Raw genomic sequence first — 13,500 nt, 5'->3', positions numbered from 1 at the left:
TCAGAACGGAACGTTGACGTTCACGCCGATGGTGCGCGCCGGCACGAGCGCCGCAGTCACCAGGTTCGGGTTCGCGTTGAGTCCGGTTTCGATCGACACGATGCCGCGTCGGTTCGTCAGGTTGCGCACGTAGGCCGAGACACTGAAGCGCTTGAAGTCGATGCCCGCCTGCAGGTCGACCAGCGTGTAGGCCGGCATCATGATGCTCGGCAGGGCCGTGCTGCCGCGGTAGCCCGCGTCGCGCTTGCCGGTGTAGCGCGCGCTGATGCCGACATAGGCCGGGTGGTCGGCGAGGCTGAAGTTGCGCGTCACGCCCAGCGTGGTGGCAAAGCGCGGCGTGTGCGGCAGGCGCGTGCCGGCCGTGGCGCCTATGCCCTTGGCGTCCTCGGTCAGGCGCGCGTCGATGGCGGCGGCGTTGGCGGTGAAGCGCCACTCCTTGCTGGGCTTCCAGTTGAGCGTGAGTTCGCTGCCCTTGATGCGGGCCGCACCCGCGTTGGTGACGAACACGAAGCCGTTGCTGCGCGTGGGCTGCTGCACGCCGCTCCACTCGATGTCGTACAGCGCCGCTTCCAGTGACAGCGTGCGGTCCAGCAGGTCGGCCTTGTAGCCCAGCTCGTAGCTCCACAGCGAGTCGGAGTTGTAGGTCGGCTGCACCACGTTGCGGTCGGTGTTGGCCTTCAGCACATTCGGACCGCCGGGGCGGTAGCCGCTGGCCGCGCGGAAGTACACGGTGCTCGTCTCCGACAGCGTGTACTTGGCTGCGGCCAGATAGGTGGTCGGGCTTTCCGACGAGGTGCCGGCGGCATTGGCGCCGGCCGCACCGACCAGCTGGCCGGTCTGGCGGCTGGCGTACTTCTGGTTGTTGCGCGACAGGCGCAGGCCACCGGTGAGCGAGAACGCGGGCGTCACGTTCCAGGTGACGTCGCCATACACCGCTTCCTCGCGGTAGCGCGACGACTGTGTCGACGTCAGCAGGCCGAGGCTGCCCCGGCCCCCGATCAGGTTGGCGTCCATGGCGCCGTTGTTGCTGCCGCGTTCGCGGTTCAGGTACACGCCCGCCAGCCACTCGATGGTGGTGCCCGAGCGCGAGGTCAGGCGGAACTCCTGGCTGACGCGGTGCTGCTCCACGGTGCTGTTCACCGGCACCGAGGCCACCGGCACGCGCAACGCGCTCAGCATCGGCCCGTACGAGCCGGTGAAGTCGACGGTGTTGTTGATCTTCACGTCCTGCGCGGAGGTGATCGAGTTCAGGCGGGCCCAGCCGAAGTCGTACTCCACGTCCAGGCCGAACAGCTGCGTGAGGTTGCTGTATGACTCGTTGGTCGCCAGCTGGCGCGTGCGCTCCCGGCTCCACGGGCGCAGCGTGCGCTTGTCCATCTCTTCGAAGCCCAGGCCCTTGCGATGCACGTCCTGCACCGTGCCCGTGAGCCGCACCGTGAGCTCGCGCGTGGGCGTGAGCAGCAGCGAGACCCGGCCGCCGTCGGTGTGGCCGCGGTCGACATTGCGCCCACGCGCCAAGCCCGTGGCGTCGTAGCTGCCGCCGACCTGGTCGGTGAAGGCGGCGAAGCGGATGGCCGCCACGTCTTCCTTGATCGGCACATTGAGCACGGCGCCGGTCGTGAAGCCGGGGCCACCGCCCTGCGTCCACGAGGTGCCCAGCTTCACCGAGCCCGCGAACTCCATGGTGTCGGGCTGGTTGGTCACGTACTTGAGCACGCCGCTCATGGCGCCGGCGCCGTACAGCGTGCCCTGCGGGCCGCGCAGCACCTCGATGTGGCTCAGATCGAGCATGCCCATGTCCAGCGGCGTGTTGCCGCCGTTCGCGCCGGCCGAGCTCAGGCCGGTGGCCACGTCGTCCACGTACACACCCACGGTCGCGATGCCCTGCACCGGGCCCATGGTCAGTCCGCGCATGGTGAGCGTGCCGCCCACGCTGCCGCTGCTGGTGAGGTTCACGCCCGGTTGTTCGGCCACGTAGTCGGCCAGGTTCTTGGCGCCCGCGCGTTCCAGCGCCTGTGCCTTCATCACGTTGACCTGCATCGGGATCTCACGCACCGGCTCGCGGCGACGCGTGGCGGTGATGGTGACGCTGTCGAGCGACTGCGGTGCTTCGTCGGCCAGCGGCTTGGCAGCCGCAGCGGCCGTGTAGATCACGATGGCGCCGTCGTCACCGCGGCGCGTGCGAAGCTGCGTGCCTTCGAGCAGCTGCGCCAGCGCGTCCTGCGGCGAGAGCGCACCCTTCACACCGCGCGTGGTCACGCCCCTCACGTCGTCCACCTTGTAGAGCAACTGCACGCCGCCCTGCGCGATGTAGGCATCGAGCGCGGTCTTGAGATCGCCACCGCTCACATCGAACCCTTGAGGCGGGGCCTGCGTCTGCGCTTGCACGGCCATTGCGCTCGACAGCGCCCACGCGCCGCCGATGACCCATGGGCGCAGGGCCCCGAACGTTCGCTTCTTCTTGGACGGCAGACCGGTGCGGGGCGCGATGCGATTCATGGGTGTCTTCTCCAACGTGGTTATTTGTTTGGGATACCCACTGAGACGAACGCACCGTCACATTCCGGTAATTTGTTAATTCGAAATTCTGATTTCGTTGCCGCGCTCATGCGCCGCAAGGCCGAAGCCCTGCTTGAGCAACGCCACGAAGCCGCTCATGTTGTTGGCGTCGAAGCTGCCGCCGATGCGCACCTGCGCGATGGCCGGATCGGCGATCACGAGCTGGCGCGCGTTGTAGCGATTGAACTGCGCAGCCGCATCGGCCAACGTGGTCTGGTCGAACACCAGCTTGCCTTCGCGCCAGCTCAGTTCGTCGTCGACCTGCTTGGGCGCCTTCGAGATCACCAGCACGTTGTCCGCGTGCGTGACGGCCGCCTGGTTGCGCGTGAGCACGGTGGGCTCCGCACTCTTGGCGCCCGGCTGGGCCGATGCGATCTGCACGCGCCCCTCTTCCACCGTCACGTTCACCTGCTCGCCCTGACGCCGCACGAGAAAGCGCGTGCCCAGCACGGTGATGCGGCGGTCGCCGGCGATGACGAAAAAGGGCCGCTTCTTGTCGTGCGCGATGTCGAAGTAGGCCTCGCCCGCGTCGAGCCAGACCTTGCGCCCGCTGTCGTTCACGGCGATGCGTACCTGCGTCGCGGTGTTCAGCGTGAGCCTGGAGCCGTCGGCCAGCGCCACGGACTGGCGCGCGCCGACGGCGGTAGCGTACTGCTGGCCCTGTTCTTCCTGCATGTACTGCCAGCCGAACCAGGCGGTGCCCGCCGCGGCCACCAGCACGCCGGCGGCAATACGTTGCAGCGAGAAGCGTGACAGGCGTGAGACCGGGCGTGCAGCCTGCGGCTGCGATGCCGGAGCCGGCGTGGGGCCGGGAATCGGGATCGCCGGTGTGCGCAGTGCGCCCAGCCGGTCGCCGCGCTCCCAGGCACTGGACAGCCGGAGCCACGCCACGCGGTGGGCAATCGACGTGGAAATCCAGGCGTCCAGCTGCTGCTGGTCGGTGTCGGTCCATGCACCGCTGTCGCGGCGGGCCAGCCAGTCGGCGGCCAGGGATTCAATTCGCTGGGCGTCGCTCATGGGTTTACCTCCGTGCTTGGCACTGCGGTGCGAGCTTGCTTGGGGCGGCCCGGCGCGGCGCTCATGTAGAAAGCCTCCGCTCGCTCTGCGCTCGCCCGAAGGCCTTGGTGTCCAGCTGCACGCCGCCCGACAGCAGCGCATCGGCCAGGGCGCGCACGCCGCGCGACACCTGCCGCTCGACCGTGTCCTCGGTGATGCCCAGCTGCGTGGCGACCTCGCGCTGCGAGAGCCCGTCGATCTTGCGCATCTCCACCACGCGGCGGCACTTGGACGGCAGCGCTTCGAGCGCCGATTGCAGGAGCCGCAGCTCGCCGCGGCCGGCGGCGTGGCGTTCGGGCGTGAGCTCGTCGGCGGAGAAATCGAGCGCGTCGAGGTCGGCAATGATTTCGATGGAGACGATCTGCGCGCGCCGGGCGCGGTCGATCAGCAGGTTGCGCGCGGTGGCGAAGACGAAGGGCTTGACCTGGTCTGGCATGGATCTGGAGGCGGATTCGTAGATGCGCACGTAAACGTCCTGCCGCAGGTCGGGCACTTCGGCGTCGTCACGCCAGTTGCGGCGAAGGAAACGCGTGAGCGCGGCTTCCATCGGCAGCACCTCGCTGACGAACCAGGCATCCAAGTCACTGAGAACCACGAAGCGCTCCTGGAAATTGAAGGGCCGAAAGAAGGACGGCAGCCGCCGGGATTGGCGACAGACAGTGAGACGAACGGCCCGAGGATTTCCGGTAACGCGCGAAGGCACGCCGGGTGAATTTGCCGAAATTCCTGCGAATTCCGATGCCCGGCAACGCTTCCTGAAATTCTAGGGTCTGCTCACCCTATTTCAGGGGTTGCGAAGCTCGCCCCAGCCCGGCCATCAAGGCGCGTGACGCCGTGCGTGCGTCTGCACGCACAAGGAACGCAACGCCGAGGGCCGGGCTGGGGCGAGCTTGCCTACGGGTTGCTTCGCCAAGGGGCCGTCTGCGGCGTTGCCCGCGCGTAGCAAGGCATGAGCCTTGCTACGCGCGGGCGCCTTGCAGCCAGCCCCTTGGCGAAGCAACGCAACCCCTGAAATAGGGTGAACAGGCCCTAGAAGGCCCGGGCCGAGGGCTTTTCCGCCTTGCCCGATACCGGAAAGTGCGTTCGAACTCGTCTTACCGGGGCAGAAGAAAAACCAATTCGCAGAAAACAGAACGACATGATTCGAATCCGGAGGCAGCCCCCCACCCTCTTCGCCTTCTTGAAACGCGCCCGCCTGGGCCTGGCCTTCGTTGCCGCAGCCGGCCTGCTGGTGGCGGGTCCAGCCCTCGCCCATGCGACGGAGTTCGATGTGAAGGGCGGCGAGCTGCGGCCCGCGCTCGACGCCTACATCGCGCAGTCGGGCGTGCAGCTCATCTACAAGGTGGAAGACGTCAAGGACCTCTCGACCCGGGGTCTCAAGGGAAAGATCGCCGCCGACGCGGCGCTGGACCGCCTCCTCGACGGCACCCGCCTGCGCGTGCGGCGTGGCCAGGATGGCGCAATGGTGCTCATCGCGCCAGCCCCGGCGCGAACGCCCGCGGCTGCGCGGTCGGACGCACCTGTGCGCGTCGAGTAAGACGCGCAGGGCTCTGTATCAGCACGCCTTCAGCTGAACGATGGGTACAAGGGGTCACTCTCGGCCGCGACCCATGCCACCATCGTCCGGCCGGGCCGCGATTCGTAACTCGCGATCCAGATCAGCGCGCGTGCGGCCAATGCGGCATGCGCTTCGACGGGCGTCTGCACCGAACCGGCATACACGAGCCGACACAGGCAAACCCTCCCCCAGTGAATGGCGGCGAAGTAGCTCATGCCTTTGGCGTAAATCGGGCCGGCGAATATTCGCGTTTGCCACTGATTGCGCGCGGGCACTGCGCCGATCGCCGCAACCTCAAAACCAGTTTCGACTTCCAACTTGGCCACCTTTTCAACTGCTCCGAGCGTCACGAATCCAGGCCGAGAGGTCTGTACGCTCTCTCACATAGTGGGGCATGCAGGTGCTGCGTGCCCCACTATGTGCGATGTCGAACAGACAACGCTCCCTTGACCGGATAACGATGGGCAGTACGTCTTCTGAGCAGAAGGAAGGCGGCATTTCATTGAATGAGCCAGGCGAAAGCCATCGAGGTTTCGGAACATGCGCAACTTTCTCACCAACAACCAGGAGGAGCTGGTTTCACGGTGCAAGTCGAAGGTTGCATTGAGACCCCGGCGGGCCGCGACCGAACAGCAATTGGCAAACGGCATCCCGCTGTTCCTCGATCAGCTGATAAGAACCCTTGCGGCCGAGGAAGACAACAAACCCGCCGACAGCATCAGGATTTCGGGACCATCGGGTGGAGACTTGCCGGCCCTGTCGGAAATGGGTGTAACCGCCACAGCCCATGGCAAGGAACTGTTGAAGCTGGGCTACACCGTGGACCAGGTCGTCCACGACTACGGTGACCTTTGCCAGGCGATCACGGATCTGGCCTTCGAACGCGATGCCCCGTTCGCCGTCGGAGAATTCCGGACATTGAACCGCTGCCTGGACAACGCGATTGCAGACGCCGTGACCGAGTTCAGCTCCCAACGAGACTCCCAGATCGCCCGCCAGCAAAACCTCGACGCCACCGAGCGTTTCGGCTTCCTGGTTCACGAGTTGCGCAACGCCCTGGGCACGGCAACCCTTTCGATCCATGCACTCGAACTCGGCAACATGACAGTGGGCGGAGCCACCGGCGCCGTCCTCAAGCGCAGCATGTCGGCAATGAGCACCTTGATCAGCCGGGCACTCGCCGAGGTGCGCAACGGCATACCGGAGCAACGGCAAACCTTCTCCCTTGCCGCGTTCATCAAGGAAGCCGAAACCTCGGCGCAATTGGTTGCAAACGCCGCTGGCTGCGTGCTCGAGGTGACACCGGTCGATCCGCCGCTGGCCATTCGAGGAAACCGCGAATTGCTGCTTGCAGCGTTGGCAAACCTCCTGCAGAACGCATTCAAGTTCACGCATCCTCACACCGAAATTGCCTTGAAGGCCTATGCGCTCGATGAGCATGTCTTGATAGAAGTCGCAGATCACTGTGGAGGGCTTCCCCCGGGGAGCGCCGCCAAAATGTTCGCTCCGTTCAATCAGCACAGCCACGACAAGTCGGGGCTTGGCCTGGGTCTTTCCATCGCGCGCCAAAGCGTCGAGGCCGACTTCGGCACATTGACCGTTCGAGACGTGCCGGGTGTCGGGTGCGTTTTCACCATTTGCCTGCCGCGCAACGCCCTGCAGTAACCGGAACTCCGTCGTTCTCTGTCACCAAAGGACTCCCATGGACATTCAACTGCTGATGCGAATCGAGCGCATGGCACCACCTCGATGGCTCACGCTGTCTGCGGATGTGGCTGCAGCAAAACGGTTGGTTGCGAGCGGCATGATCGAAGTGGCTCTTGAAATTCAATACAAGGCGAAAGGATTCGCGCCGGAAGTGGCGCGCGTGGTCGCGATCACCAGCGAAGGCGCTTCTGCGATTGCCACCGAAAAATCTCTCTCCGGCGCAAGTAGACATCGCGACTCGCGCGCACAGAGACGCCCTTCTCAAGGACTCAAGACGCTGGCCAAGTGATGCAGCGCTGAGTCCTTCGATTCATTTTTTAGCGCTGCGGCGCCACAAGGGGGGTGCGGATAAAAACTTGGACTGGTTTTATGCCGCAAGCCCAAGGCTCACCCGGTATTCGATAGAGCTGAGAGAGCCAAGAGAGATCTTGATCCGCTTCTCGTTGTACCAGCGGATGTACGAGTCGACCGCCGCGATGAATTGCTCAATGGTGGCGCTCTTCCAGTCCCGAGGATAGAACAGCTCGTTCTTCAGCCGACCGAAGAAGCCTTCGCAAGCTGCGTTGTCAGGTGAGCATGCCTTCCGAGACATCGAGCGGGTGAAGTTCGCGTCGCTCATTCTTGATAGCCAACCTGGCCAGCGGTAGTGGCCGCCCCGATCGGAGTGAACCACAGGCCGGTCAGTAGTTTCGGCCACTGTCTCGATGGCTGCACCCAGCATCGTGTTGACCAACTCAGCGTCCGGACTGGTCCCGATGGTCCAGCTGACGACCATTCCATCGAAGCAGTCGATGATGGGCAAGAGGTACACCTTGCCAGCCGGGATCTGGAACTCCGTGATGTCCGTGAGCCATTTCTCGTTGGGGACCGCGGCCTGGAAGTCGCGGTTGATGAGGTTCTCAGGCGCTGGACTGATCTCGCCAAGGTATGACGCATACCTGCGCTTCCTGGGCTTTGGAACAACCAGGCTTTCCTGCTTCATCAACCGCTGCACGACCTTCTCGGAGATCGCGACGTCCTGTCTAGTGAGCGAAGCTTGCAGCCTGCGGTAGCCATAGCAGCGGTGGTTCGACTCAAAGATCACGGTGGCACGGTGAATGTCGACTCAAGCGACGACCGAGGCACGACCTTTTTAGTGGTCATTCCTGTACAGCAGTAAATTGATCGGTAGGCCAATCCGTCGGCATATGGCGCTCACGCTGAAACTCACGCTCTAGGCCCTGTCGGAGCCATTCCGACCATCGACTGGGGCTCTTCATGAATCACAACCTGGCCGAATACCACGTGGTCGTGAACGCGGACATCCACGACATCGACTTGATCTTCGCGCAAGAAGACGACCGGGTCGTCAGTGAACTCGGCGCCAAGGGCGTCGGCGAGATCGGTATCGTGGGCGTCGCTGCCGCGGTGTGCAACGCGATCTTCCACGCGACAGGCCGGCGTGTGCGCTCCACGCCAATGACGCCGGACAAGGTCATGGCGCCTTGATTGCTCGATCAACTGCGGAGAGAGGCCATGTCATTCGTTCTCGATCGCTTCATCCTGGCGCAAGAACCTGTGTACGAGACGGTGCGCGAAGAACTCGCGGCCGGGCGCAAGTCCACGCACTGGATCTGGTTCATCTTTCCGCAGTTGGCCGCGCTGGGAAGCAGTCCAACGGCCAAGCTTTTCGGCATCGAAGGGATCGATGAGGCAAGGGCTTATTGGGCTCACCCATTGCTACGGGAGAGACTGTCCGAATGCCTGCATCTGGTTCTGGAGATCCAAGGAAAGAACATCCAACAGGTGCTCGGGTCGCTGGACGACATGAAACTGTGTTCATGCGTGACCCTGTTTTCCGAAGTGGCTCCGAAAGAGACTGTCTGGAAAGAGATTCTGGATCGCTACTACGAGGGCTTGCCAGACAACACCACCCTCACATTGCTTCGATCCCAAAGGCCGTGAAGGGCGCGGAACGCGCTGGGGTTGCGACTGGGGAGACCCCTTTCCTGTCCGTTTTTCCGACGGGTGAACGGCTTATTCGACGCGGGATTGACCGCGCCCGTCGGCCATGTGCTGCAGCGCGGCTTCGAGCATGGGCCAAGTGGCGAAGACGTAGACCCTGTCCGCCTGATCCCACCGGGCGCCGAACTCTTCGAGGACCTTCGCGAACCCGGAGAGACTGCCGAGCAAGGCGGGCTTCTTGCGGCCGTCGGCTTCATCGAGTTCACCGACGACGCAGCCGAGCCTGGCGGCGAGCAACTGGACACGTTCGGTGCCTTGGGGCGGAGGAAGAAACATGCCTTGATTTTCGCCGGTAAGACCGGCTGTGCGGCTCAATGCCGCGGCGTTTCGTCCAGCCGATGGGCCAGGAAGAAGCGAAGCATCTCGCGGCTGGCGTCGATGCCGTCGGGCTGCGTGTAGCTGCCTTGCGCGCTGCCGCCGGACCATGCATGCCCGGCCGCATGAAGACGCCAGTGCTCGGCCTCGCCGCGGCCCTCGGAGGCCGGATAGAGCGTTCGCGTGAAGCGCCGGCCGGCCGGCGACTGGCCTTCGCTGACCTCGCCCGCCTTCGCCCCCGCAAGGATGGTCATCCCGTTGTTCGCATGGACGGTGGTGTCGGCGTCGCCATGAAAGACGATGATCGGCTGCGGCGTCGCGGCCGCACCGGAGGGAGCTGCGGGCACTCCGGTCCGCATCGCGTGCAATGCCGACATCATGTCGTGCGCGGCGCCGTGCGGAAGCCCGGAGTGCACGCCGATCGCGGCAAAGATATCGGAATAGCAATGACCCAGCACGTCTGCCATGGCACCGCCCGCCGACAGCCCCGCGACATAGACCCGCGCACGATCTGCATGCTGCTGCGCGGCGACATGCTGCGTGAGCGCGGCAAGCAAGGCCGGTTCTCCCTGGTCACGCTGCTGATGCTGGGTCTTGAACCAGTTCCAGCATTTCTGGCCGTGTGCCCGCTGCGTCTGCTCCGGGTACAGCACGATCACCCCTGATTCACGCGCGTGGTCGTTCATGCGGGTACCCGCAGCAAAGTCCGCCGCGCCCTGCGTGCAGCCATGCAGCATCACAACGAGCGGTCGAGGCGTGAGCGGCTGGTTCGCGGCACTTGCCGGCACGAAGAGCATGTAGTCGATGGTGCGGCCCTGATGAGAAAACGTGCCCTTCACCCATTGTTCCGGCTCACCGAAAGCGTCGGGGGATGGCATGGGCCTGCCAGCCTCGATAACGCGCGCCTCGACATCGATCACGCCTGCTTCCGGAGTCGGACGCGTCGATGAAACAGGCGATGCCGGCTGCGCATCGCTCCCGCCTCGCAATGCGCGTTGGATCGCATGGGTCGCGTCGAGCAGCCGACCACTGCGTGTGAGTTGCGTCGCCTCGTTCATCAGGCCCGCGAAAAGTGAATTCATTGAGGTTGCCCGGGTAATTGCCAAGAGGCGCTAGTGAATGCGTTCCGCCAGTGCAGCCTTGACCGCTGGCGACGCGTGAAGGGCGCCAAGCACCGTCAGCGAATCGATGACCGCGCTCGCAAGCTCGGGGCTTACGTCGGGTGCGATCACCGCAAGGCCGAGCACCCGGATCTGGAGCGTCTCGCCCGCGGCGCGCACGGCCTCGAGGTCAGCGGCGGAAAAGCTCTGCAGGCCGAGGACCAACGTCTTGCGTGACACCGCTTGGCGCAAGGCATCGGAATGCGAGGCGAGATGGGATCGGATGGCCGTGCGGATGAAATCCGTGCGATTCGAATAGAAGCCTTCCGCCACCAGCAGGTCGATGTGCCCGAGATCGACGAAGCCCATGTTGATCGTGATCTTCTCGGACTCCGGTGTTTTGATCGGCGCAGGCGGGGGGGGTGCTTTTCGGGGCATTCACCATCCTAACACCATCCGTATGGATGTTATGTGGATGGTTTTGAGCTTCTTCAGCTTACAGTGGCGTCTCGCGATCAATTCGGCGGGCGCCGCCTTGAGCGGATCGTTTCTCGTTCTATCCCTTCAACGCCCCGAGTCGTACCAAGCTTGGCACTACAAAGCGCCGGATGACTTTGTATTCGCGGTCAAGGGCTCGCGTTACTGTTGCTGCTACTTCGACATCGACATCAAGGGGCGATCAGATGAAGGGCACGCCACCGGTCACGGGGATGGTTGCACCAGAGATGTACGAGGCCTGGTCGGAGGCCAGCAGCACGTACACCGCCTGCAACTCTGAGGGCTGGCCCGGGCGCTTCATCGGCGTCTGCATGCCGAACTCCCTCACCTTCTCCGGCGGCATGGTCGACGGAATCAACGGTGTCCAGAAGGGGCCGGGGGCCACGCAGTTGACGCGGATGCCCTTCTCCGCGAGCAGCTGCGCCATGCCGCCCGTCATGTTCTGGATGGCGCCCTTGGTCGCGGCATAGGCCACGAGCGTCGCATTGGGCTTGTCCGCGTTCACGGAAGCGGTGCTGATGATGGCGCTGCCCGGCTTCATGTGGACGACGGCCGCCTTGCAGAGGAAGAAGTTCGCATGGACATTGGTGCGGAAGGTGCGGTCCAACTCCTCTGCGCTGATCTCGGCCAGGTCCGTGTGCGTCATCTGGAAGGCGGCGTTGTTCACCAGCACGTCGAGCCGGCCGAAGCGCTCCATCGCCTTGTCCACCAGTTCGATGCAGTGCGCCTCCTCACAGATGTCGCCCGGAACGGCCAGGCAGATCCTGCCCTCGCGCTCGATGAGCTGCGCCGTGACGCGCGCATCGGACTCTTCCTCGGGCAAGTACGAGATCAGCACATCGGCGCCTTCGCGTGCAAACGCCAGCGCCACGGCGCGACCGATCCCGCTGTCGCCGCCGGTGATGAGCGCGGACTTGCCGACGAGCTTGCCGGAACCCACGTACGACGTCTCGCCGAAGTCGGGGCGCGGTTCCATCGCGGATTCGAGTCCGGGCGGCGTCTGCTGCGGCGTGCTGAACGGTGGCCGCGGATGGACGGTGAGGGGATTGGGCATGGGCGGCTCCTTGAATGATCTGGACGCCATGTTGGCGGCCGCCTCGCAGCGCGGCGTAGGAAGGTCGCCAACTTGTGCGCGGGTTGATACGCATGTCGTACCGTCTGCTCAAGCTGTCTCGACCGGGGCTCTTACGGCATCCGCAGGCTTGGCCCTCTTGCGCGCTCGCGGTAGCGCTTTTTCGAAGATCACCGATGCCTGCGACAAGTCGTCGAGCCGCGCCTTCCACGCCGATGCCATCTGTTCAGGATGGCGTATTCCCGCGCACCTTGGAGGCGCTGGACTACAAGAGACCGCCCGAAGGTCACTAGATTTCATGTCGCCGCGCGCAGACGGACTCCACTGGACACTGAAGGAAACCGATGGCCGAAGACCCCGCCCCTGCATTCGTTGCCTGGATGGCAGCGGAAACTGCCGCCTACACGGCTATTCACCAGCTTCACCAGCGTACGCAAGGTGGGCGCTTGGCCATCCCGGACAGCCGCATCGAGCAGATTGCCAGGCTGCGCAAGGAGGCGGACATCCGTTTCGCCGGGCTGTGGGGCGCGCTCGGCGCAGCGTCGCAGCCCAGCGTGGCCGCACCACCGGTGCAGCGCGGGCGCAGGCGGCGCGCGGCCTTCGAGCTTCTCTCGCGAGAGCCTGCCGAGTCCATCGAAAACCGCATCGGGTAAGCGTCCGGCCCCTATGGCCGGAACCGGCGGGATCAAAGGGCGCACGATTTCACGCGCTCATTTGTCCCTCTTTCTCGTCCTCTCGGCTTGCCCCAGATGAAGATCGCCACATTCAACGTCAACGGCATCAACGGTCGCCTCGCCCGCCTGCTCGAATGGCTCGCTGAATCGAAGCCCGACGTCGCCTGCTTGCAGGAGCTCAAGTCTCCCGATGCCGCCCTGCCGGTCGATGCGATTCGCAGTGCCGGATACGGCATCGTCGCGCACGGGCAGCGTGCATGGAACGGTGTTGCCATCCTCGCGCGCGGAAGAGAGCCGATCGACACCGGACGCGGCCTGCCGGGTATGGAAGCCGACCCGCAGAGCCGGTACATCGAGGCGGTGGTCGGGGGCGTGCTGATCGGCTGCCTCTACCTGCCCAACGGCAATCCGCAACCGGGACCGAAGTTCGACTACAAGCTGCAATGGTTCAAGGCCTTCAACAGGCATGCGAAGAAACTCTTTGCGAGCGGCATGCCGGTCGTTCTGGCCGGCGACTACAACGTCGTGCCTACCGATGCCGACATCTACAACCCGGCCTCCTGGCGCGACGACGCGCTGCTGCAGCCCGAAAGCCGGGCGGCGTTCGCGCAGCTGCTCAAGCAGGGCTGGACCGATGCGATTCGCGCGAGCCACCCTGGCCGGGTGCCCTTCACCTTCTGGACGTACTGGCGAAACCGATATCCGCGCGACGCCGGACTTCGCATCGACCATCTGCTGCTGAACGCCGAACTCGCACCGATGCTTCGCAATGCCGGCGTGGACCGCGACGTGCGTGGGCGCACCGGTGCGAGCGACCATGCGCCGGCCTGGATCGAGCTTGACATTCCGGCAGCGTAGGCCATCCGCGCGACTAGGCATGGAGCGCAACGCTCAGCATGCTGCTCGGCTACCAAGCCTTTCACGTCGCCGTGCTGATGCTCATGGGCGGCTATGTGA

The 13,500-nt window shown here is 64.6% G+C and carries 14 protein-coding genes and 2 pseudogenes; 7 read left to right on the top strand and 9 right to left on the bottom strand.

Annotated features, from left to right (window positions below; genetic code table 11):
- From ACSFA7_RS30950 to ACSFA7_RS30940, 3 genes are all read right to left on the bottom strand, one after another.
- Window positions 1-2,499 carry a TonB-dependent receptor gene (locus tag ACSFA7_RS30950; protein WP_435502883.1) on the bottom strand — a complete coding sequence of 833 codons (2,499 nt, stop codon included), beginning with the start codon at window positions 2,497-2,499 and terminating at the stop codon, window positions 1-3.
- Window positions 2,500-2,574: 75 nt separating this feature from the next.
- Window positions 2,575-3,576 (bottom strand): FecR family protein, encoded by a 1,002-nt coding sequence (locus tag ACSFA7_RS30945; protein ID WP_435502882.1) that lies wholly within the window; start codon window positions 3,574-3,576, stop codon window positions 2,575-2,577.
- 61 nt (window positions 3,577-3,637) lie between these two features.
- Window positions 3,638-4,210 carry an RNA polymerase sigma factor gene (locus tag ACSFA7_RS30940; RefSeq protein ID WP_435502881.1) on the bottom strand — a complete coding sequence of 191 codons (573 nt, stop codon included), beginning with the start codon at window positions 4,208-4,210 and terminating at the stop codon, window positions 3,638-3,640.
- Between the two features lie 585 nt (window positions 4,211-4,795).
- Here ACSFA7_RS30940 and ACSFA7_RS30935 point away from each other — a divergent pair.
- Window positions 4,796-5,152, top strand: coding sequence for an STN domain-containing protein (locus ACSFA7_RS30935; protein WP_435502880.1), 357 nt, complete (start codon window positions 4,796-4,798; stop codon window positions 5,150-5,152).
- Between the two features lie 29 nt (window positions 5,153-5,181).
- Here the strand turns inward: ACSFA7_RS30935 and ACSFA7_RS30930 are convergent, their stop codons facing one another.
- Window positions 5,182-5,523 carry a hypothetical protein gene (locus tag ACSFA7_RS30930; RefSeq protein ID WP_435502879.1) on the bottom strand — a complete coding sequence of 114 codons (342 nt, stop codon included), beginning with the start codon at window positions 5,521-5,523 and terminating at the stop codon, window positions 5,182-5,184.
- Window positions 5,524-5,713: 190 nt separating this feature from the next.
- Between ACSFA7_RS30930 and ACSFA7_RS30925 the strand changes: the two genes are divergently transcribed.
- Together ACSFA7_RS30925 and ACSFA7_RS30920 are read left to right on the top strand one after the other, a co-directional pair.
- Window positions 5,714-6,838, top strand: coding sequence for a sensor histidine kinase (locus ACSFA7_RS30925; RefSeq protein WP_435502878.1), 1,125 nt, complete (start codon window positions 5,714-5,716; stop codon window positions 6,836-6,838).
- 37 nt (window positions 6,839-6,875) lie between these two features.
- On the top strand, window positions 6,876-7,169 hold the full coding sequence (locus ACSFA7_RS30920) for a hypothetical protein (RefSeq protein WP_435502877.1): 294 nt from the start codon (window positions 6,876-6,878) through the stop codon (window positions 7,167-7,169).
- A 78-nt stretch (window positions 7,170-7,247) separates the two neighbouring features.
- Here ACSFA7_RS30920 and ACSFA7_RS30915 read toward each other — a convergent pair.
- Window positions 7,248-7,964, bottom strand: a pseudogene (locus ACSFA7_RS30915) (IS3 family transposase); the annotation flags it as partial.
- A gap of 143 nt (window positions 7,965-8,107) precedes the next feature.
- Here ACSFA7_RS30915 and ACSFA7_RS30910 point away from each other — a divergent pair.
- Both ACSFA7_RS30910 and ACSFA7_RS30905 read left to right on the top strand, forming a co-directional pair.
- A pseudogene (locus ACSFA7_RS30910) lies at window positions 8,108-8,368 on the top strand (xanthine dehydrogenase family protein molybdopterin-binding subunit); the annotation flags it as partial.
- Window positions 8,369-8,395: 27 nt separating this feature from the next.
- Window positions 8,396-8,824 (top strand): DUF1810 domain-containing protein, encoded by a 429-nt coding sequence (locus ACSFA7_RS30905; RefSeq protein WP_435502876.1) that lies wholly within the window; start codon window positions 8,396-8,398, stop codon window positions 8,822-8,824.
- 72 nt (window positions 8,825-8,896) lie between these two features.
- Here the strand turns inward: ACSFA7_RS30905 and ACSFA7_RS30900 are convergent, their stop codons facing one another.
- From ACSFA7_RS30900 to ACSFA7_RS30885, 4 genes are all read right to left on the bottom strand, one after another.
- Window positions 8,897-9,199 (bottom strand): hypothetical protein, encoded by a 303-nt coding sequence (locus ACSFA7_RS30900; protein WP_435502875.1) that lies wholly within the window; start codon window positions 9,197-9,199, stop codon window positions 8,897-8,899.
- Window positions 9,196-10,281 (bottom strand): extracellular catalytic domain type 1 short-chain-length polyhydroxyalkanoate depolymerase, encoded by a 1,086-nt coding sequence (locus tag ACSFA7_RS30895; RefSeq protein ID WP_435502874.1) that lies wholly within the window; start codon window positions 10,279-10,281, stop codon window positions 9,196-9,198. The genes ACSFA7_RS30900 and ACSFA7_RS30895 overlap by 4 nt, the downstream gene beginning before the upstream one ends.
- Window positions 10,282-10,311: 30 nt before the next feature.
- On the bottom strand, window positions 10,312-10,737 hold the full coding sequence (locus ACSFA7_RS30890; RefSeq protein WP_435502873.1) for a CopG family transcriptional regulator: 426 nt from the start codon (window positions 10,735-10,737) through the stop codon (window positions 10,312-10,314).
- Between the two features lie 241 nt (window positions 10,738-10,978).
- The gene (locus ACSFA7_RS30885) at window positions 10,979-11,851 is read right to left on the bottom strand and encodes an SDR family oxidoreductase (protein WP_435502872.1); all 873 of its coding nucleotides are present in this window, start codon (window positions 11,849-11,851) and stop codon (window positions 10,979-10,981) included.
- A gap of 362 nt (window positions 11,852-12,213) precedes the next feature.
- On the opposite strand from ACSFA7_RS30885, the gene ACSFA7_RS30880 reads away from it, so the two are divergent.
- A complete protein-coding gene (locus ACSFA7_RS30880; protein ID WP_176656969.1) occupies window positions 12,214-12,522 on the top strand; it encodes a hypothetical protein in 309 nt (102 codons plus the stop codon).
- A gap of 96 nt (window positions 12,523-12,618) precedes the next feature.
- Window positions 12,619-13,401 carry an exodeoxyribonuclease III gene (locus ACSFA7_RS30875; protein ID WP_435502871.1) on the top strand — a complete coding sequence of 261 codons (783 nt, stop codon included), beginning with the start codon at window positions 12,619-12,621 and terminating at the stop codon, window positions 13,399-13,401.
- The last annotated feature ends 99 nt before the right edge of the window (window positions 13,402-13,500 follow it).

Origin of the sequence: Variovorax trehalosi, from assembly GCF_051216415.1 — a bacterium.
In the GTDB taxonomy this organism is placed as follows: Bacteria; Pseudomonadota; Gammaproteobacteria; order Burkholderiales; family Burkholderiaceae_C; genus Variovorax.
Note: the sequence above shows the minus strand (reverse complement) of the source record. Positions and strands in the feature narration are given on the sequence as shown.